The following is a 19,806-nucleotide window of genomic DNA, read 5'->3' on the forward strand; positions in this document are numbered from 1 at the left end:
CGCAGGGGAACCGTGACATCGCAGCCGTGCTGCGGCAATCTGGTGGTGCCATCGGCCTTGGCAATAGCTCACGTTCGAAGCGTCTGTTTCGAGCGTCCTGCTGATTTTGTTCAATTCTTTGCAAAATCGACGTTGACAGGGCGGGGCCCTATCTGCATAACACGCGCCACGGGATTGCTCGCCCCTTCCGGGCGGGCTCTTCGGTAAGCCATCCTGATCGCTTCGGCGTGAAGCAGGACGAGATGGAGGAGTGCCCGAGTGGCTAAAGGGGACGGACTGTAAATCCGTTGGCTATGCCTACGTTGGTTCGAATCCAACCTCCTCCACCATCGTTCCTGGTTCTCTCGTTGTGCGGGTGTAGCTCAATGGTAGAGCAGCAGCCTTCCAAGCTGACGACGAGGGTTCGATTCCCTTCACCCGCTCCATCATGGGTGCTGATCGGAGTGTCCGGAACGGAAGGCTCTTTCGCCCGGAAATCCTGACAAGAAGTTCAACGGGAAGCAATTCGTCGCTCGCGGATCTGTCCAAGGCGCCGGAACGCGTCCCGCCTCGACCTAATTCGACCGAACCGAGTATTGGACAGAGAGCGACGCCGATGGCGAAGGAAAAATTTGAGCGCAACAAGCCGCACGTTAACATTGGCACGATTGGCCACGTTGACCACGGCAAGACGACGCTGACCGCAGCAATCACCATGACGCTGGCTGAAACCGGCGGTGCGACTGCAAAAGCTTACGACGAAATCGACGGCGCGCCTGAAGAAAAGGCTCGCGGCATCACCATCTCCACGGCCCACGTTGAGTATGAGACGGAAAACCGTCACTACGCACACGTCGACTGCCCTGGTCACGCCGACTACGTCAAGAACATGATCACCGGTGCAGCGCAGATGGACGGCGCGATCCTGGTCTGCTCTGCCGCTGACGGCCCGATGCCGCAGACCCGTGAACACATCCTCCTGGCTCGCCAGGTTGGTGTTCCGGCTCTGGTCGTGTTCATGAACAAGGTTGACCAGGTCGACGACGAAGAGCTTCTCGAGCTCGTCGAAATGGAAATCCGCGAACTGCTGTCTTCCTATGAATTCCCGGGCGACGACATTCCGATCGTCAAGGGTTCTGCACTGGCAGCCGTTGAAAACCGCGATCCGGCCATCGGCCGCGATGCGATCCGTGAGCTGATGGCTCAGGTCGACGCGTACATCCCGACCCCGGAGCGTCCGAAGGACCTTCCGTTCCTGATGCCGATCGAAGACGTCTTCTCGATCTCCGGCCGTGGTACGGTTGTGACCGGTCGTGTTGAGCGCGGCATCGTGAAGGTTGGCGAAGAAGTCGAAATCGTCGGCATCAAGGACACGCAGAAGACCACGGTCACCGGCGTTGAAATGTTCCGCAAGCTGCTGGACAGCGGCGAAGCAGGCGACAACATCGGCGCGCTGATCCGCGGTATCGCACGTGAAGACGTTGAGCGTGGCCAGGTTCTTTGCAAGCCGGGTACTGTTACCCCGCACACGAAGTTCAAGGCCGAGGCTTACATCCTCACCAAGGAAGAAGGTGGTCGTCACACCCCGTTCTTCACCAACTACCGCCCGCAGTTCTACTTCCGTACGACGGACGTGACCGGTGTGGTGTCCCTGCCGGAAGGCACGGAAATGGTGATGCCGGGCGACAACGTCTCCGTCGAGGTTGAGCTGATCGTGCCGATCGCCATGGAAGAAGGCCTGCGCTTCGCTATCCGCGAAGGTGGCCGTACCGTCGGCGCTGGCGTCGTCGCATCCATCATCGAATAAGATGATTTCGGGCTGCCGGGCCTTGTGCCCGGCAGTCCCGCCTCTTAAGTCTTGCGATGTGCGGCTTCAGAGGGTATCAGGAGCAAGTTCGCCCAGGCGGACTTCTGAAGGGGTATAGCTCAGCTGGTAGAGCGACGGTCTCCAAAACCGTAGGTCGCGGGTTCGAACCCTGCTGCCCCTGCCAATTTGCTCTTGATTAATCTGCCTCGAGGGCTTAAAGAGTTTCCTCGAGTGAGGCGCGCGAAGTTTTTCGCGCGCCCACTCGTATTTAACAGACCGGAATCGGAATGGCGAAGACCAATCCCTTTAAATTCATCCAGGAAGTACGCGCGGAAACGTCCAAGGTAACTTGGCCGACGCGCAAAGAAACAGCAGTGACCACTGTCATGGTTTTCATCATGGTTGTGATCGCGGCGATCTTTTTTCTCGTGGCAGATCAGTTGATGGGCTTCGGGATCGGCTATCTTCTGGGTGTCGGCGGCTAATTTCAGTCAGCCGCCCGGGCGACTGTCCGGTTTGAAGACAAAGAACAAGAAACGGAACTGAGATCCATGGCCAAGCGCTGGTACATTGTGCACGCCTACTCCAATTTCGAGAAGAAGGTCGCCGAGTCCATCCGCGAAAAGGCCGAGCAGAAGGGTCTGTCCGACCTGTTCGAAGAGATTCTCGTTCCGATGGAAAAGGTCGTTGAAGTGCGCCGTGGCCGCAAGGTCGATGCAGAGCGCAAGTTCTTCCCGGGCTACGTCCTGGTGAAGATGGAAATGACCAACGAGGCTTTCCACCTCATCAAGGATACTCCGAAGGTAACCGGGTTCCTGGGCGCGGATCAGAAGCCGATGCCGATCCCGGAAAAAGAAGCAATGCGCATCATCAACCAGGTGCAGGAAGGCGTGGACCGGCCGAAGCCGTCCGTGACTTTCGAGGTTGGCGAGCAGGTGCGTGTTTCCGACGGTCCGTTCGCGTCCTTCTCCGGCCTTGTCGAGGAAGTGGATGACGAGCGTGCGCGTTTGAAGGTGGCCGTGTCCATCTTCGGCCGTGCAACGCCGGTGGAACTGGAATTCGGTCAGGTCGACAAGCTCTGATCGTTTGCTGCCCCGAGGGGTGGCTTGAGAGCTCGGTCGCAGTGTCCACAAGGATGCGGCATCCGGGATGAAAGGGTGGAAGGTTCCGGAACTCTTCGCCGGGTTCCAACAGGGCCGAACCACCAACTCCCAATCAGCTGAAGAGCCATTCAGCTGTTAATGACTGGAGAGAAACATGGCGAAAAAAATCGAAGGTTTCCTGAAGCTTCAGGTGCCGGCAGGTTCCGCTACTCCGTCGCCGCCCATTGGTCCGGCGCTCGGTCAGCGTGGTCTGAACATCATGGAATTCTGCAAGGCCTTCAACGCCGCTACGCAGGATGCTGAAAAGGGCGCACCGTGCCCGACCGTGATCACCTACTACTCCGACAAGTCCTTCACGTTCGAAGTGAAGACGGCTCCGGTCAGCTTCTTCCTGAAGAAAGCTGCCAAGCTGCAGAAGGGCTCCCAGACCCCGGGCCGTGGCACGGTTGGTTCTGTGACCAAGGCACAGGTGAAGGAAATCGCCGAAGCCAAGATGAAGGACCTGAACGCCAACGACATCGACGCAGCTATGCTGATGGTCGAAGGCTCCGCCCGCTCCATGGGCCTCGAGGTAACGGAGTAAGATCATGGCGAAGGTTGGAAAGCGCATCCAGGCAGCTCGTGAAGGTATCGACCGCAACAAGCTGTATTCCCTGAACGAAGCCATTGGCCTCGTGAAGGACCGTTCCAAGACCAAGTTCGACGAAACCGTTGAAGTTGCGATCAATCTCGGCGTTGATCCGCGTCACGCAGACCAGATGGTCCGCGGCGTGTGCATCCTGCCGAACGGCACCGGCAAGACCGTTCGCGTTGCTGTGTTCGCTCGCGGCGACAAGGCCGAAGAAGCCAAGGCTGCTGGCGCCGACATCGTCGGTGCAGAAGAGCTGGTTCAGGAAGTTCAGGGCGGCAAGATCGACTTCGATCGGTGCATTGCAACTCCGGACATGATGCCGCTCGTCGGTCGTCTCGGTAAGGTTCTCGGCCCGCGCGGCCTGATGCCGAACCCGAAGGTTGGTACCGTGACCCCGGACGTCAAGTCCGCCGTCAACGACGCCAAGGGCGGCGCTGTTCAGTTCCGCGTTGAAAAAGCCGGTATCGTTCACGCTGGCGTTGGCAAGGTGTCCTTCTCTGAAGAAGCGATCACCCAGAACGTCAAGGCTCTGCTGGACGCCGTTCAGAAAGCCAAGCCGACTGGCGCAAAAGGCACCTACCTGAAGCGCATCGCCGTGTCCTCCACGATGGGCCCGGGCGTAAAGGTCGATCTCGCCACCGTTGCTGGCGAATAATCCGGTCTTTCCGGATTGATACGAGATTTCGGCTGTAAGGCCGAATAGACCCGGCGGCTTGCTGCCGGGTTGCCCTGTCCGAGACTGCAGGTGCCGGGAAACCGGCTTAAGCCAAACAAGGCCTGCATAGATGGGTGAGAACCGAATTTCCCACCGATCCGGTGGAAAACCTGGTTCGAACCAGACCTTGCCGAGCGCTTCTGGCGCGAAGGTGAGGGGACAGGACCCTGAGCGTCGCCAGGACAGGCGGTTACCGGGTTCGGGACCATCTGCCAGGCGGCAAGGTAAACCGGCGGCGTCACAGCCGCCAAATGGAGAAGGCAAGTGGAAAGAGCGGAAAAGCACGAGTTCGTGTCGGCCCTCAACGCCGAGCTGGGTAACACCGGTGTTGTCGTCGTCGCGCACTATGCAGGCCTTTCGGTAGCTCAGATGACCGCACTGCGGGCATCCGTGCGTGAAGCCGGCGGCACTGTAAAAGTCGCAAAAAACCGCCTTGTCAAACTCGCCCTTCAAGGCACCGACCTTGAGCACATCTCCGACCTGTTTCAGGGCCCGACCGTTATCGTCCATTCCGACGATCCGGTAGCCGCTCCGAAAGCAGCCGTCGATTTCGCCAAGGCAAACGAAAAGTTTGCGATCCTTGGTGGTGCTCTTGGCTCGACCAACCTGAACCCGGATGGGGTCAAGTCTCTGGCAACCATGCCGTCGCTCGATGAGCTGCGTGCGAAACTGGTTGGCATGATCCAGACCCCGGCTTCCCGGATTGCACAGGTTGTCAACGCTCCGGCCGGGCAGCTTGCCCGCGTCTTCGGCGCTTACGCCAAGAAGGACGAGGCCGCATAAGGCGTCCAAAACACACTGTCTCACGTAACCAAAACTGGTTCGAACTTAAGGTACTGAAAAATGGCTGATCTTGAAAAGCTCGTTGAAGAACTGTCCGCACTGACCGTTATGGAAGCTGCTGAACTCAGCAAGCTTCTGGAAGAAAAGTGGGGCGTTTCTGCTGCTGCTCCGGTCGCAGTTGCTGCTGTTGCTGCTGGTGGCGGCGATGCAGCTGCTGCTGAAGAAAAGACCGAATTTGACGTTATCCTGGCTTCTGCCGGCGACAAGAAAATCAACGTCATCAAGGAAGTCCGCGCAATCACCGGTCTTGGCCTGAAAGAAGCTAAGGAGCTCGTCGAAGGCGCTCCGAAGCCGGTCAAGGAAGGCGTTGGCAAAGACGAAGCAGAAGAGCTGAAGAAGAAGCTCGAAGAAGCTGGCGCATCTGTCGAGCTGAAATAATAAAGGCCTACCGGCCTTTTGAACGGTCCCGGGCAACCGGGACCGTACCTAGCCCCGGCGGGATTGTCCCGTTTCCGGGGCAAACGTACCACTAGGGCATCCTGCTTTCGCAAGACGGCAGATGAAGATGTTCTAGGCCCCTAAGACCGGTCAACTTGTCTGGTTTCAGGTGAGGGCACCTGAAGCAGGTTGATCCAGGGGGGACGGTTTTCCGAAGCGCCCGGGCGCTCGCCCGATTGGAAAAGGGGCGTTTCGGGAAGCCGTTACCCGGCCGATACGAGGAGCGACAATGACCCAAACGTTCAACGGTCGCAAAAAGGTCCGTAAATATTTCGGATCGATCCGCGATGTCGCGGCTATGCCTAATCTCATCGAGGTTCAAAAAGCATCCTACGACCAGTTTCTGCAGGTCGACGAGATGCCGGGCGGTGGCCGCAAGAATGAAGGCCTTGAAGCGGTCTTCCAGTCCGTATTTCCGATCTCCGATTTTGCGGGCACTTCCCTTCTGGAATTTGTTTCCTTCGAATTTGAAGCTCCCAAATACGACGTCGATGAGTGCCGCCAGCGCGACATGACCTTTGCGGCTCCGCTGAAGGTTACCCTGCGCCTGATCGTGTTCGATGTCGATGAAGACACCGGCGCGAAGTCCGTGAAAGACATCAAGGAACAAGATGTCTACATGGGCGACATGCCGTTCATGACCGACAACGGCACTTTCATCGTCAACGGCACCGAGCGCGTCATCGTTTCCCAGATGCACCGTTCTCCGGGTGTGTTCTTCGACCATGACAAGGGCAAGACCCATTCTTCCGGCAAGTTGCTGTTCGCAGCACGCGTGATCCCGTATCGCGGTTCCTGGCTCGATATCGAATTCGACGCCAAGGACATCGTGCATGCGCGCATCGACCGTCGCCGCAAGATCCCGGTTACGTCCCTGCTGATGGCGCTTGGCCTCGATGGTGAGGAAATCCTCAACACGTTCTACAAGCGTATCGATTACACCCGTCAGAAGGACGGCTCCTGGCGCATGCCGTTTGACGGCAATCGTCTGAAGGGCACCAAGGCGTCCTACGACCTGATCGACGCCGACAGCGGCGAAGTGGTGATCGAGGGTGGCCGGAAGATCACTCAGCGCACCATCAAGCAGCTTGAGGAAAAAGGCGTCACCGCCTTGAAAGTGACCGACGAAGACCTTCATGGCCAGTATCTGGCTGAAGACATAGTCGACATGAAGAGCGGTGAAATCTACGCTGAAGCAGGCGACGAGATTTCCGGCAAGCTGCTGGAAGAACTGGTCGATCGTGGTTACCACGAGCTGCCGATGCTCGACATCGATCATGTCAACACCGGTCCGTATATCCGCAACACCCTGTCGGTCGACAAGAACGAGTCTCGTGAAGATGCTCTGTTTGACATCTATCGCGTGATGCGTCCGGGCGAGCCGCCCACCATCGACACTGCCGAGGCGATGTTCCAGTCGCTGTTCTTCGACGAAGAGCGCTATGACCTGTCCGCCGTTGGCCGCGTGAAGATGAACATGCGTCTCGACGTGGAGTGTGCTGACACCGTTCGCACGCTGCGCAAGGACGACATCCTGGAAGTCATCCGGGTTCTTCTTGAACTGCGCGATGGCAAGGGCGAAATCGACGACATCGACAACCTCGGCAACCGCCGTGTTCGTTCTGTCGGCGAGCTGATGGAAAATCAGTACCGCGTCGGTCTGCTGCGCATGGAGCGTGCGATCAAGGAACGCATGAGCTCTGTCGAAATCGACACGGTCATGCCTCAGGACCTGATCAACGCGAAGCCGGCTGCTGCTGCCGTTCGTGAATTCTTCGGTTCTTCGCAGCTGTCGCAGTTCATGGACCAGACCAACCCGCTGTCGGAAGTCACCCACAAGCGCCGCCTGTCGGCACTTGGCCCGGGCGGTCTTACCCGCGAACGCGCAGGCTTCGAAGTCCGCGACGTTCACCCGACGCACTACGGCCGTATCTGCCCGATTGAAACGCCGGAAGGCCCGAACATCGGTCTGATCAACTCGCTGGCGACCTTTGCCCGTGTGAACAAGTACGGCTTCATCGAAAGCCCGTACCGGAAAGTGAAAGACGGCGCCGTTACCAACGAAGTCGTTTATCTTTCCGCCATGGAAGAAGCCAAGCACTACGTGGCCCAGTCCAACGCCGTCTACGACGACGAGGGCCGGTTCACCGAAGAGCTGATCACCTGCCGTCATGCCGGTGAAAACATGATGGTTCCGTCCGACAAGGTCGACCTCATGGACGTTTCGCCGAAACAGCTCGTGTCCGTCGCGGCCGCGCTCATTCCGTTCCTTGAGAACGATGACGCCAACCGCGCACTGATGGGCTCGAACATGCAGCGTCAGGCCGTTCCGCTGGTTCGTGCCGAAGCACCGTTCGTCGGTACAGGCATGGAGCCGATCGTGGCACGCGATTCCGGTGCTGCCATCGGTGCCCGCCGTGCTGGCGTTGTCGACCAGGTGGATGCGACCCGTATCGTTATCCGTGCGACCGAAGACCTCGATCCGGGCAAGTCCGGCGTCGATATCTACCGGCTGCAGAAGTTCCAGCGGTCCAACCAGAACACTTGCATCAACCAGCGTCCGCTGGTTCGTGTCGGTGACCGGATCCACAAGGGCGACATCATTGCCGACGGTCCGTCGACCGATCTCGGTGATCTTGCGCTCGGCCGGAACGTGCTCGTCGCGTTCATGCCCTGGAACGGCTACAACTTCGAGGATTCCATCCTCCTGTCCGAACGCATCGTCTCCGATGACGTTTTCACCTCCATCCACCTCGAGGAATTCGAAGTGATGGCGCGTGATACCAAGCTTGGGCCGGAAGAAATCACCCGCGACATTCCGAACGTTTCGGAAGAAGCGCTGAAGAACCTCGACGAAGCCGGTATCGTCTACATCGGTGCCGAGCTGAACCCGGGCGATATCCTGGTCGGCAAGATCACTCCGAAGGGCGAAAGCCCGATGACGCCGGAAGAAAAGCTTCTGCGCGCCATCTTCGGTGAAAAGGCGTCCGACGTTCGCGATACTTCCCTGCGCCTGCCGCCGGGGGTTTCCGGTACCGTTGTCGAAGTGCGCGTCTTCAACCGCCATGGCGTTGAAAAAGACGAACGCGCGATGGCGATCGAGCGCGAGGAAATCGAGCGTCTCGCAAAGGACCGCGACGACGAACAGGCGATCCTCGACCGCAACGTCTATGGCCGTCTGGCCGAGATGCTGATGGACAAGACCGCCATTGCCGGCCCGAAGGGCTCCAAGAAGGACACCGTACTGACCGGGGACGTTCTCAACGACTTCCCGCGCTCGCAGTGGTGGCAGTTTGCCACCGACGACGAGAAGTTCATGTCCGAAATCGAAGCTCTGCGTGGTCAGTATGACGACAGCCGCAAGCGTCTCGAGCAGCGTTTCATCGACAAGGTCGAGAAACTGCAGCGCGGTGACGAACTGCCGCCGGGCGTCATGAAGATGGTCAAGGTCTTCGTTGCCGTGAAGCGCAAGCTTCAGCCGGGCGACAAGATGGCCGGCCGTCACGGCAACAAGGGTGTGGTCTCCAAGATCAACCCGTGCGAAGACATGCCGTTCCTTGAAGACGGCACGCATGTCGACATCGTGCTGAACCCGCTCGGCGTTCCGTCGCGCATGAACGTCGGTCAGATCCTTGAAACCCACCTGGGTTGGGCCTGCCGCGGCATGGGTAACCGGATCGGCGAAATGTACGACGAGTACAGGAAGTCAGGCGAGATCGGCGAATTGCGCGGCAAGATTGTCGAGATCTACGGCGACAACATGAAGGGCGACAACGTCAAGGAATACGATGACGAAGGTATCGTACGCCTGGCGGAGCAGCTGAAGAAGGGCGTCAGCATCGCGACGCCGGTCTTCGACGGTGCTCGTGAACCCGATGTCGTCGAGGCGCTCAACATTGCCGGCTACGACCCGAGCGGCCAGTCCGTTCTGTACGATGGCCGGACCGGTGAAGAGTTCGACCGCAAGGTTACCGTGGGCTACATCTACATGCTGAAGCTCCACCACCTTGTCGACGACAAGATCCATGCCCGTTCCATTGGCCCGTACTCGCTCGTCACCCAGCAGCCGCTCGGTGGTAAGGCACAGTTCGGTGGCCAGCGCTTCGGGGAAATGGAGGTCTGGGCGCTTGAAGCTTACGGTGCAGCCTACACGCTGCAGGAAATGCTCACCGTCAAGTCGGATGACGTCGCCGGCCGTACGAAGGTCTATGAGGCCATCGTTCGTGGCGACGACACCTTCGAGGCAGGCATTCCGGAAAGCTTCAACGTGCTTGTGAAGGAAATGCGGTCCCTGGGTCTCAACGTTGAACTGCAACGAACCGATGTCCCCGTGATCGGCGAGGAAGAAACTGCGGACGCCGCAGAATAACCCCGCCTACGGACCACAAATGACTTGGAATGCCGGTTGCGGGGAGGGGCGCAAGAGCTCGCTCCCCCACCGCGCATCGAAGGAGATGGATCATGAATCATGAGGTCATGAACCTGTTCAATCAGCAGGCTCCCGCACAGACCTTCGACAATATCCGGATTTCGCTTGCGAGCCCGGAAAAGATCTTGTCCTGGTCTTTCGGCGAAATCAAAAAGCCGGAGACCATTAACTACCGTACGTTCAAGCCTGAGCGCGACGGTCTGTTCTGCGCGCGCATCTTTGGCCCGATCAAGGACTACGAATGTCTTTGCGGCAAATACAAGCGCATGAAATACAAAGGCGTCATCTGCGAAAAGTGTGGCGTTGAAGTCACCCTGTCGCGGGTTCGCCGTGAGCGCATGGGCCACATCGAACTGGCTGCGCCTGTTGCGCACATCTGGTTCCTGAAGTCCCTGCCGAGCCGTATCGGCCTTCTGCTCGACATGACGTTGAAGGACCTGGAACGCGTTCTGTATTTCGAGAACTATGTTGTTCTCGAGCCGGGCCTGACCCCGCTCAAGCAGCACCAGCTTCTGTCGGAAGAAGACTTCATCGCCGCTCAGGACGAGTATGGCGAAGATGCCTTCACCGCCATGATCGGTGCCGAGGCGATCCGCGAGATCCTGATGAGCATGGATCTGGAACGCGAGAGCGAGAAGCTGCGTCAGGAGATCGCCGAGGCGACCACCGAACTGAAGCCGAAGAAGCTTGCCAAGCGCCTGAAGGTTATCGAAGCATTCATGGAATCGGGCAACCGCCCGGAGTGGATGATCATGACCGTGGTTCCGGTTATCCCGCCGGATCTGCGCCCGCTGGTACCGCTTGACGGTGGCCGTTTCGCGACGTCCGATCTGAACGATCTCTACCGCCGCGTGATCAACCGTAACAACCGTCTGCGCCGCCTGATGGAACTGCGTGCTCCGGATATCATCATCCGGAACGAAAAGCGCATGCTTCAGGAGTCCGTTGACGCCCTGTTCGACAACGGCCGCCGCGGCCGCGTCATCACCGGCGCCAACAAGCGTCCGCTGAAGTCGCTGTCCGACATGCTGAAGGGCAAGCAGGGCCGGTTCCGTCAGAACCTGCTCGGCAAGCGCGTCGACTATTCCGGCCGTTCGGTTATTACCGTGGGTCCGGAACTGAAGCTGCACCAGTGCGGTTTGCCGAAGAAGATGGCGCTTGAGCTGTTCAAGCCGTTCATCTATTCGCGCCTCGACGCCAAGGGTTTCTCCTCGACCGTCAAGCAGGCCAAGAAGCTGGTTGAAAAGGAACGTCCGGAAGTCTGGGACATCCTCGACGAAGTCATCCGTGAGCACCCGGTTCTCCTGAACCGCGCGCCGACGCTGCACCGTCTTGGTATCCAGGCCTTCGAACCGACGCTGATCGAAGGCAAGGCCATCCAGCTGCACCCGCTCGTCTGCTCGGCCTTCAACGCCGACTTCGACGGTGACCAGATGGCTGTTCACGTACCGCTTTCGCTGGAAGCCCAGCTCGAAGCGCGTACGCTGATGATGTCGACCAACAACATTCTGCATCCGGCAAACGGTGGCCCGATCATCGTTCCTTCGCAGGATATCGTTCTGGGTCTCTACTATCTGTCCATCATGGCAGAAGGTGAGCCGGGCGAAGGCATGGTCTTCGGCAACACTGGTGAGATCCACCATGCGCTGGCCAACAAGGTCATCACGCTGCACACCAAGGTGAAGGGCCGGTATCGGTCCATCGATGCGGAAGGCAATCCGACTTCCGAAATCATCGAGACCACTCCGGGCCGCATGCTCATCGCGGAGCTTCTGCCGAAGCACCATGAAGTGCCGTTCGAGGTCTGCAACAAGCTGATGACCAAGAAGGACATCTCCAAGATGATCGACACGGTTTACCGTGCCTGCGGTCAGAAGGAGACGGTTATCTTCTGTGACCGGATCATGCAGCTTGGCTTCAAGAACGCCTGTAACGCCGGCATCTCCTTCGGCATGGACGACATGGTCATTCCGGACACCAAGCACAAGCTGGTGGCCGAAACCTCGTCGCTCGCGACCGAATACGAGCAGCAGTACAACGACGGTCTAATCACCCAGGGCGAAAAGTACAACAAGGTTGTCGATGCCTGGGCGAAATGTACCGACAAGATTGCTGACGAGATGATGGCCCGCATTAAGGCGGTCCAGATCGATGAGGAAACCGGTCGTCAGAAGCCGATGAACTCGGTCTACATGATGTCGCACTCCGGTGCTCGTGGTTCGCCACAGCAGATGAAGCAGCTGGCCGGCATGCGCGGCCTGATGGCCAAGCCGGACGGTTCCATCATCGAGAACCCGATCATCTCGAACTTCAAGGAAGGCCTGTCGGTTCTGGAGTACTTCAACTCCACCCACGGTGCCCGTAAGGGTCTGGCCGATACCGCTCTGAAGACCGCAAACTCCGGTTACCTGACCCGCCGTCTGGTGGACGTCGCCCAGGATTCCATCATCCTGGAACCGGATTGCGGATCCACGCGCGGCATCACCGTTGCTCCGATCGTCGATGCCGGTAACGTCATCGCTTCGCTCGGCATGCGCGTTCTGGGCCGTACGACTGCGGAAGATGTCTACAACAACCAGACCGGCGAACTGCTTGTCCCCAAGGGCACGCTGATCGACGAGAAGGATGTTGATGCCATCGAGGCTGCCAAGGTTCAGCAGATCAAGATCCGCTCGGTTCTTACCTGTGAAACCGAAACCGGCGTCTGCGCGACCTGCTATGGTCGTGACCTTGCTCGCGGTACGCCCGTGAACATGGGTGAAGCTGTCGGCGTCATCGCCGCACAGTCGATCGGTGAGCCTGGCACGCAGCTGACCATGCGTACCTTCCACATTGGTGGTACCGCACAGGTTGTCGACAGCTCGTTCATCGAGTCCAACGTCGACGGCACGATCAAGATCCGGAACCGTTCGGTCAATCGCGACAGCGACGGCAACCTGATTGCCATGGTTCGCAACATGTCCATCGTTGTCATCGACAGCGACGGCAACGAGCGTGCCGTGCATCGTGTGGCCTACGGTTCCAAGCTGCATGTCGATGAAGGCGATGCGGTCAAGCGCGGACAGCGGATTGCCGAGTGGGATCCGTATACCCGTCCGATGCTTGCTGAAGTCGATGGTATCGTGGACTTCGAGGATCTGGTCGATGGTGCGTCCGTTCAGGAAACGGCCGACGAAGCGACCGGCATCACCAAGCGTGTCGTCATTGACTGGCGTTCTTCGCAGCGTGGTCAGGATCTCAAGCCGGCTATCGTCGTCAAGGACGAAAAAGGCAGCATTTCCAAGACCGATCGTGGCTCCGATGCCCGTCTGATGCTTTCAGTTGACGCGGTTCTGTCCGTTCAGCCGGGAGCTTCGGTCAAGGCTGGTGACGTTCTGGCCCGTATCCCGCTGGAAAGCGCCAAGACAAAGGACATCACCGGTGGTCTGCCGCGTGTTGCGGAACTGTTCGAGGCTCGCCGTCCGAAGGATCATGCGATCATCGCCGAAATCGATGGTACGATCCGCTTCGGTCGCGATTACAAGAACAAGCGTCGCGTCATCATCGAGCCGGCGGAAGAAGGTGTCGAGCCCGTCGAATACCTCATCCCGAAAGGCAAGCACTTCCATCTTCAGGAAGGCGATGCCATTGAAAAGGGTGAGTACATCCTCGACGGCAACCCGGCTCCGCACGACATCCTGGCAGTTAAAGGCGTAGAGGCCCTTGCGGCTTACCTCGTCAATGAGATCCAGGAAGTCTACCGCCTGCAGGGCGTGACCATCAACGACAAGCACATTGAAGTGATTGTCCGCCAGATGCTGCAGAAGGTCGAGATCACCGATCCGGGCGATACGGAGTTCTTCTCCGGCGAACAGATCGACAAGATCGACTTCGAGGAAGCCAACCGCCGGGCGATCGACAATGCACGCGATCCTGCCAAGGGGGTGCCGGTTCTGCTCGGCATCACCAAGGCATCGCTGCAGACGCGTTCGTTCTTCTCCGCCGCCTCCTTCCAGGAGACGACCCGCGTCCTTACCGATGCGGCTGTCAACGGCAAGACCGACCCGCTGGTCGGCCTCAAGGAGAACGTCATCGTCGGCCGTCTGATCCCGGCCGGTACCGGTGGAGTGATGAAGCGGATCCGTCAGATCGCGACGCATCGCGACGACCTGATCCAGGAAGCGCAACGTCAGCAGTCTTCGGACAGTGCAGCGGAAGGCCTTCTGGAAGATATGACCGGTGCAGCCGAGTAATCGGTTTCCCGTCGAACTGTCGAAAGGCCGCCCTCGGGCGGCCTTTCTTGTATAATGAGGCAAAAGAGGCCTGATGATATGAACGACAATGAACTTGAACTGGACCCGGTGGTCTACATCGTCATTGGCAGGGTCTGGGAAAACGAAGACGCTTCGCCGGATGACGCCATCACCATTCACGCGCTGCTGACAGCGCCGGATGACGACGACGCGGTTCGCAAGACACTTGAATCTCTCTCTGCTCAGGGGTTTGCGGAAGCCGAGCTCGACCAGATCGGCGTGATGGATGGCGAACCGGATGATCCGGTTTACGAAGGTGCCTACCAGGACGCGCTTGCCGGAAACGTTGCGATCGTGACTTTCACGGCCTGAGGAGGCTGGAAGAACACTCGCCCGCAAATACCTGCCGTGCATCAGGCGCATATCGGCGGGTGAGGGGCTATGGCCGGCGAATCCGGAATGCGTTTATGGCGGGTCCGTCTGGAATCGGTCCCATGAATCAAGGGCCTGCGTTGCCCGATCACCTGGCAAACGCCACCGATCTGACCTGATTTGAGTCATTCCGGTTAGAGTTGATTCAGAATTCCGCCGGAATGCGGAATCCGCCAGCGCAATAATATTACCGAAAAGCTGCTGAAAACTATCGTTTGGCGCTGGTAAGTAGCGGAAATCATGTCGGAAATTCAGATGGCGGATCTGTAACCCGCACAAACGCTGTTTTTTCGACAAAGCACTTGACGCAATGGGTGCATATGAGTAGTTTCCGCGCATCCCAAGGGCAGGCGGTAAGTGCGAACCCGTCCAGCGCCACCAAGGCGCAGGACCCAGTCCTCTTAAACGCTGCCGGGTTATATAGGCGAATACGCGTCGATTGCATGACCGCGGGGTAACTCGTGGTCCTCTGGTTTTTCGCAGCGCCGGCCGCTCTTCATTGAGCGCGCGGGCGCGATTTTGCATGTCTTCACGGCTCAGGCCGAGGAGGGGTCAAGGTCAGCGGGGGACTGCAGTTGCATACGAATTTTTGGATGGACAAGGTAAAGGGCAAAGAATGCCGACCATCAACCAGTTGATCCGCAAGCCGCGGAAAGATCCGCCGAAGCGGAACAAGGTGCCGGCCATGGAGGCCTGCCCCCAGAAGCGTGGTGTTTGCACCCGCGTTTACACGACGACGCCGAAGAAGCCGAACTCGGCTCTGCGTAAGGTGGCCAAAATCCGCCTGACCAACGGCTTCGAAGTCATTGGCTACATCCCGGGTGAAGGTCACAACCTTCAGGAACACTCGGTGGTTATGATCCGCGGCGGTCGCGTAAAGGACTTGCCGGGTGTGCGCTACCACATCATCCGTGGTGTGCTCGATACCCAGGGCGTCAAGGATCGTAAGCAGCGCCGTTCGAAGTACGGCGCGAAGCGGCCGAAGTAAGGAGCACATCAGATGTCCCGTCGTCACCGCGCTGAAAAACGCGAAATTAACCCGGATCCGAAGTTCGGGGATATCGTCGTAACGAAGTTCATGAACTCCATCATGTACGACGGTAAGAAGTCGACTGCCGAGCGCATCGTTTACGGTGCTTTCGACGTCGTCGAAAACAAGACCCGCGAGAACCCGATTGAAGTGTTCCACGCTGCTCTTGAAAACGTCATGCCGCAAGTGGAAGTTCGCTCCCGCCGTGTTGGTGGTGCGACCTACCAGGTCCCGGTCGAGGTTCGTACCGACCGCCGTCAGGCGCTGGCAATTCGCTGGCTGATCACTGCGGCTCGCAATCGTAACGAAACCACGATGGTTGACCGTCTTTCCGGCGAGCTGCTCGATGCAGCAAACAACCGTGGTACCGCAGTCAAGAAGCGCGAAGACACGCACCGGATGGCAGACGCCAACCGCGCATTCTCGCACTATCGCTGGTAATTTGTGACTTCGAAGGGCTGACGCAATGGCGCGCACGCATAAAATCGAGGACTACCGCAACTTCGGCATCATGGCTCACATCGATGCTGGAAAGACCACTACGACTGAGCGGATCCTCTTCTACACTGGTAAGAGCCACAAGATCGGCGAAGTCCATGACGGCGCAGCCACCATGGACTGGATGGAGCAGGAGCAGGAGCGTGGCATCACGATCACCTCTGCTGCAACCACCGCTTTCTGGAAAGAAAAGCGCCTGAACATCATCGACACCCCGGGCCACGTTGACTTCACCATTGAAGTTGAACGTTCCCTGCGCGTGCTCGACGGTGCCGTCGCCCTTCTGGATGCAAACGCTGGCGTTGAGCCGCAGACTGAAACTGTTTGGCGTCAGGCCGACAAGTATCATGTCCCGCGGATGATCTTCGTCAACAAGATGGACAAGCTGGGCGCCGATTTCGATCGCTGCGTCAAGATGATCAAGGAACGCCTCGGCGCAACTCCGCTGGTCATGCAGCTTCCGGTTGGCGCTGAAAGCGAATTCGCTGGCTGTATCGACCTTCTGGAAATGAAGGCTCTGATCTGGCAGTCTGAAAACCTTGGCGCTGCCTGGGACGTTGTCGACATCCCGGCCGATCTCGTAGATCGCGCTCAGGAAGCTCGCGACGCTCTGATCGAGACTGTTGTCGAAGTCGACGAAGCTGTCATGGAAGCTTATCTGGAAGGCGAAGAGCCCTCCATCGAGACGCTCAAGAAGCTTATCCGTAAGGGTACGATCAGCACCGAATTCGTTCCGGTCTTCTGCGGTTCCGCGTTCAAGAACAAAGGCGTTCAGCCGCTTCTCGACGCAGTTGTCGACTACCTGCCGAGCCCGGTTGAAGTTCCGGACATCAAGGGTATCGACCCGAAGACCGAAAGCGAAATTATTCGCAAGTCTTCCGACGAAGAGCCGCTCGGCCTGCTGGCGTTCAAGATCGCCAATGACCCGTTTGTTGGTTCCCTGACGTTCTGCCGCATCTATTCCGGCGTTCTGAACAAGGGCGTGTCCCTGCTGAACACCGTGAAAGACAAGCGTGAGCGCGTCGGCCGGATGATGCAGATGCACTCCAACTCCCGCGAAGACATTGATGTAGCCTATGCAGGCGATATCGTTGCTATCGCAGGCCTGAAGGACACCACGACTGGCGACACCCTGTGTGATCCGCTGAAGCCGGTGATCCTGGAGCGCATGGAATTTCCGGAGCCGGTCATCGAGATCGCTGTCGAGCCGAAGACCAAGGGCGACCAGGAAAAGATGGGCCTCGCGCTCAACCGCCTGGCTGCTGAAGATCCGTCCTTCCGCGTCAAAACCGACGAAGAATCCGGTCAGACCATCATCGCCGGCATGGGCGAGCTGCACTTGGACATCATCGTCGACCGCATGAAGCGCGAATTCAAGGTCGAAGCCAACATCGGTGCGCCGCAGGTGGCTTACCGCGAAACCATCACCAAGGTTTCTGAAGTGGATTACACCCACAAGAAGCAGTCTGGTGGTTCCGGTCAGTTCGCTCGCGTCAAGCTGGTCATCGAGCCGGCCGAGCCGAACGAAGGCTACGTCTTCGAAAGCAAGATCGTCGGCGGGTCCATTCCGAAGGAATACATCCCGGGCGTTACCAAAGGTATCGAAAGCGTCATGTCTTCCGGTCCGCTGGCGGGCTTCCCGATGCTCGATATCAAGGCAACCCTGATCGATGGTGCCTACCACGACGTTGACTCCTCGGTTCTCGCCTTCGAAATCGCCGGCCGTGCCGGTTTCCGCGAAGGTATTGCAAAGGCCGGCCCGAAACTGCTCGAGCCGATCATGAAGGTCGAGGTTGTCACACCGGAAGACTACATGGGTGACGTGATTGGTGACCTGAACTCCCGCCGCGGCCAGATCGCGGGTACGGAGAACCGGGGCGTCGTTACTGTCATCACCGCAATGGTCCCGCTGGCCAACATGTTTGGTTACGTGAACAACCTGCGTTCCATGTCTCAGGGCCGCGCACAGTACTCGATGGTGTTCGATCACTACGAGCAGGTGCCGCAGGCTGTCGCCGAAGAGGTTCAGGCGAAATACGCCTGAGCCCATCCTCTTAACGTCAAGAAGAACTAGAGAAACGGAGTAATCCGATGGCGAAAGAAAAATTTGAGCGCAACAAGCCGCACGTTAACATTGGCACGATTGGCCACGTTGACCACGGCAAGACGACGCTGACCGCAGCAATCACCATGACGCTGGCTGAAACCGGCGGTGCGACTGCAAAAGCTTACGACGAAATCGACGGCGCGCCTGAAGAAAAGGCTCGCGGCATCACCATCTCCACGGCACACGTTGAGTATGAGACGGAAAACCGTCACTACGCACACGTCGATTGCCCTGGTCACGCCGACTACGTCAAGAACATGATCACCGGTGCAGCGCAGATGGACGGCGCGATCCTGGTCTGTTCTGCCGCTGACGGCCCGATGCCGCAGACCCGCGAACACATCCTCCTGGCTCGCCAGGTTGGTGTTCCGGCTCTGGTCGTGTTCATGAACAAGGTTGACCAGGTCGACGACGAAGAGCTTCTCGAGCTCGTCGAAATGGAAATCCGCGAACTGCTGTCTTCCTACGAATTCCCGGGCGACGACATTCCGATCGTCAAGGGTTCTGCGTTGGCAGCCGTTGAAAACCGCGATCCGGCCATCGGCCGCGATGCGATCCGTGAGCTGATGGCTCAGGTCGACGCGTACATCCCGACCCCGGAGCGTCCGAAGGACCTTCCGTTCCTGATGCCGATCGAAGACGTCTTCTCGATCTCCGGCCGTGGTACGGTTGTGACCGGTCGTGTTGAGCGTGGCATCGTGAAGGTTGGCGAAGAAGTCGAAATCGTCGGCATCAAGGACACGCAGAAGACCACGGTCACCGGCGTTGAAATGTTCCGCAAGCTGCTGGACAGCGGCGAAGCAGGCGACAACATCGGCGCGCTGATCCGCGGTATCGCACGTGAAGACGTTGAGCGTGGCCAGGTTCTTTGCAAGCCGGGTACTGTTACCCCGCACACGAAGTTCAAGGCTGAGGCTTACATCCTCACCAAGGAAGAAGGTGGTCGTCACACCCCGTTCTTCACCAACTACCGCCCGCAGTTCTACTTCCGTACGACGGACGTGACCGGTGTGGTGTCCCTGCCGGAAGGCACGGAAATGGTGATGCCGGGCGACAACGTCTCCGTCGAGGTTGAGCTGATCGTGCCGATCGCCATGGAAGAAGGCCTGCGCTTCGCTATCCGCGAAGGTGGCCGTACCGTCGGCGCTGGCGTCGTCGCATCCATCATCGAATAATCGACAGCCGGGCCTGCCGGTGACTTTCAAGTGAAACGCGGGCAGGCCCGCAGTCTTATTGGGAACAACAACAATGAACGGTCAGAATATCCGGATCCGCCTGAAGGCGTTTGACCACCGTATTCTCGACGCCTCCACCAAGGAGATCGTCAATACGGCCAAGCGGACCGGTGCTCAGGTACGGGGTCCCGTGCCGCTGCCGACGCGGATCGAGAAGTACACGGTGCTTCGCGGGCCGCATATCGATAAGAAAAGCCGCGATCAGTTCGAGATGCGTACGCATAAGCGCCTTCTCGATATCGTTGATCCGACGCCCCAGACGGTGGACGCGCTCATGAAGCTCGACCTCGCCGCTGGTGTCGACGTCGAGATCAAGCTCTAAGCCGG

At 58.5% G+C, this 19,806-nt stretch carries 15 protein-coding genes and 3 tRNA genes; all 18 read left to right on the plus strand.

Annotated features, from left to right (window positions below):
* Positions 1-244: 244 nt before the first annotated feature.
* The 18 genes from B0E33_RS24440 (at position 245) to rpsJ (ending at position 19,801) form a co-directional block, all read left to right on the plus strand.
* Positions 245-329: transfer RNA gene (locus tag B0E33_RS24440), tRNA-Tyr, on the plus strand.
* A gap of 22 nt (positions 330-351) precedes the next feature.
* Positions 352-425: transfer RNA gene (locus B0E33_RS24445), tRNA-Gly, on the plus strand.
* 170 nt (positions 426-595) lie between these two features.
* Positions 596-1,786, plus strand: coding sequence for an elongation factor Tu (gene tuf, locus B0E33_RS24450; protein WP_006936456.1), 1,191 nt, complete (start codon positions 596-598; stop codon positions 1,784-1,786).
* Positions 1,787-1,894: 108 nt separating this feature from the next.
* Positions 1,895-1,970: transfer RNA gene (locus tag B0E33_RS24455), tRNA-Trp, on the plus strand.
* Between the two features lie 103 nt (positions 1,971-2,073).
* Complete coding sequence (gene secE, locus B0E33_RS24460) at positions 2,074-2,271, plus strand: preprotein translocase subunit SecE (protein WP_006936470.1); 198 nt, start codon at positions 2,074-2,076, stop codon at positions 2,269-2,271.
* 66 nt (positions 2,272-2,337) lie between these two features.
* Positions 2,338-2,868, plus strand: coding sequence for a transcription termination/antitermination protein NusG (gene nusG / locus B0E33_RS24465; RefSeq protein WP_006936469.1), 531 nt, complete (start codon positions 2,338-2,340; stop codon positions 2,866-2,868).
* Between the two features lie 175 nt (positions 2,869-3,043).
* Complete coding sequence (gene rplK, locus B0E33_RS24470; RefSeq protein ID WP_023001581.1) at positions 3,044-3,472, plus strand: 50S ribosomal protein L11; 429 nt, start codon at positions 3,044-3,046, stop codon at positions 3,470-3,472.
* A 4-nt stretch (positions 3,473-3,476) separates the two neighbouring features.
* Positions 3,477-4,175, plus strand: a complete 699-nt coding sequence (rplA, locus tag B0E33_RS24475; protein WP_055654723.1) for a 50S ribosomal protein L1 — start codon at positions 3,477-3,479, stop codon at positions 4,173-4,175.
* A 324-nt stretch (positions 4,176-4,499) separates the two neighbouring features.
* On the plus strand, positions 4,500-5,018 hold the full coding sequence (gene rplJ / locus B0E33_RS24480) for a 50S ribosomal protein L10 (protein WP_023001583.1): 519 nt from the start codon (positions 4,500-4,502) through the stop codon (positions 5,016-5,018).
* A gap of 60 nt (positions 5,019-5,078) precedes the next feature.
* Positions 5,079-5,456 (plus strand): 50S ribosomal protein L7/L12, encoded by a 378-nt coding sequence (gene rplL / locus B0E33_RS24485; RefSeq protein WP_023001584.1) that lies wholly within the window; start codon positions 5,079-5,081, stop codon positions 5,454-5,456.
* 289 nt (positions 5,457-5,745) lie between these two features.
* Positions 5,746-9,885 carry a DNA-directed RNA polymerase subunit beta gene (gene rpoB / locus B0E33_RS24490; protein WP_031269576.1) on the plus strand — a complete coding sequence of 1,380 codons (4,140 nt, stop codon included), beginning with the start codon at positions 5,746-5,748 and terminating at the stop codon, positions 9,883-9,885.
* Positions 9,886-9,977: 92 nt separating this feature from the next.
* Positions 9,978-14,177 carry a DNA-directed RNA polymerase subunit beta' gene (gene rpoC / locus B0E33_RS24495; protein ID WP_055654721.1) on the plus strand — a complete coding sequence of 1,400 codons (4,200 nt, stop codon included), beginning with the start codon at positions 9,978-9,980 and terminating at the stop codon, positions 14,175-14,177.
* Positions 14,178-14,255: 78 nt separating this feature from the next.
* Positions 14,256-14,549, plus strand: coding sequence for a hypothetical protein (locus B0E33_RS24500; protein WP_023001587.1), 294 nt, complete (start codon positions 14,256-14,258; stop codon positions 14,547-14,549).
* A gap of 676 nt (positions 14,550-15,225) precedes the next feature.
* Positions 15,226-15,597: a 30S ribosomal protein S12 gene (rpsL, locus tag B0E33_RS24505; RefSeq protein ID WP_006936459.1), complete on the plus strand. Its 372-nt coding sequence runs from the start codon at positions 15,226-15,228 to the stop codon at positions 15,595-15,597.
* A gap of 12 nt (positions 15,598-15,609) precedes the next feature.
* Entirely contained in the window at positions 15,610-16,080 is a 471-nt protein-coding gene (gene rpsG, locus B0E33_RS24510) for a 30S ribosomal protein S7 (RefSeq protein WP_023001588.1), read from the plus strand.
* 25 nt (positions 16,081-16,105) lie between these two features.
* Positions 16,106-18,181: an elongation factor G gene (gene fusA, locus B0E33_RS24515; protein WP_055654719.1), complete on the plus strand. Its 2,076-nt coding sequence runs from the start codon at positions 16,106-16,108 to the stop codon at positions 18,179-18,181.
* Between the two features lie 47 nt (positions 18,182-18,228).
* On the plus strand, positions 18,229-19,419 hold the full coding sequence (gene tuf / locus B0E33_RS24520; RefSeq protein ID WP_006936456.1) for an elongation factor Tu: 1,191 nt from the start codon (positions 18,229-18,231) through the stop codon (positions 19,417-19,419).
* A 73-nt stretch (positions 19,420-19,492) separates the two neighbouring features.
* Positions 19,493-19,801 (plus strand): 30S ribosomal protein S10, encoded by a 309-nt coding sequence (gene rpsJ / locus B0E33_RS24525; RefSeq protein ID WP_006936455.1) that lies wholly within the window; start codon positions 19,493-19,495, stop codon positions 19,799-19,801.
* Positions 19,802-19,806: the final 5 nt, after the last annotated feature.

It is taken from the genome of Roseibium algicola (assembly GCF_001999245.1).
GTDB classification, from domain to species: Bacteria; Pseudomonadota; Alphaproteobacteria; order Rhizobiales; family Stappiaceae; genus Roseibium; species Roseibium algicola.

Excerpts from the sequence above, each read along its gene's own strand:
- tuf (WP_006936456.1), top strand. The coding sequence starts at position 596 with ATGGCGAAGGAAAAATTTGAGCGCAACAAGCCGCACGTTAACATTGGC.
- secE (WP_006936470.1), top strand. The coding sequence starts at position 2,074 with ATGGCGAAGACCAATCCCTTTAAATTCATCCAGGAAGTACGCGCGGAA.
- nusG (WP_006936469.1), top strand. The coding sequence starts at position 2,338 with ATGGCCAAGCGCTGGTACATTGTGCACGCCTACTCCAATTTCGAGAAG.
- rplK (WP_023001581.1), top strand. The coding sequence starts at position 3,044 with ATGGCGAAAAAAATCGAAGGTTTCCTGAAGCTTCAGGTGCCGGCAGGT.
- rplA (WP_055654723.1), top strand. The coding sequence starts at position 3,477 with ATGGCGAAGGTTGGAAAGCGCATCCAGGCAGCTCGTGAAGGTATCGAC.
- rplL (WP_023001584.1), top strand. The coding sequence starts at position 5,079 with ATGGCTGATCTTGAAAAGCTCGTTGAAGAACTGTCCGCACTGACCGTT.
- rpoB (WP_031269576.1), top strand. The coding sequence starts at position 5,746 with ATGACCCAAACGTTCAACGGTCGCAAAAAGGTCCGTAAATATTTCGGA.
- rpoC (WP_055654721.1), top strand. The coding sequence starts at position 9,978 with ATGAATCATGAGGTCATGAACCTGTTCAATCAGCAGGCTCCCGCACAG.
- B0E33_RS24500 (WP_023001587.1), top strand. The coding sequence starts at position 14,256 with ATGAACGACAATGAACTTGAACTGGACCCGGTGGTCTACATCGTCATT.
- rpsL (WP_006936459.1), top strand. The coding sequence starts at position 15,226 with ATGCCGACCATCAACCAGTTGATCCGCAAGCCGCGGAAAGATCCGCCG.
- rpsG (WP_023001588.1), top strand. The coding sequence starts at position 15,610 with ATGTCCCGTCGTCACCGCGCTGAAAAACGCGAAATTAACCCGGATCCG.
- fusA (WP_055654719.1), top strand. The coding sequence starts at position 16,106 with ATGGCGCGCACGCATAAAATCGAGGACTACCGCAACTTCGGCATCATG.
- tuf (WP_006936456.1), top strand. The coding sequence starts at position 18,229 with ATGGCGAAAGAAAAATTTGAGCGCAACAAGCCGCACGTTAACATTGGC.
- rpsJ (WP_006936455.1), top strand. The coding sequence starts at position 19,493 with ATGAACGGTCAGAATATCCGGATCCGCCTGAAGGCGTTTGACCACCGT.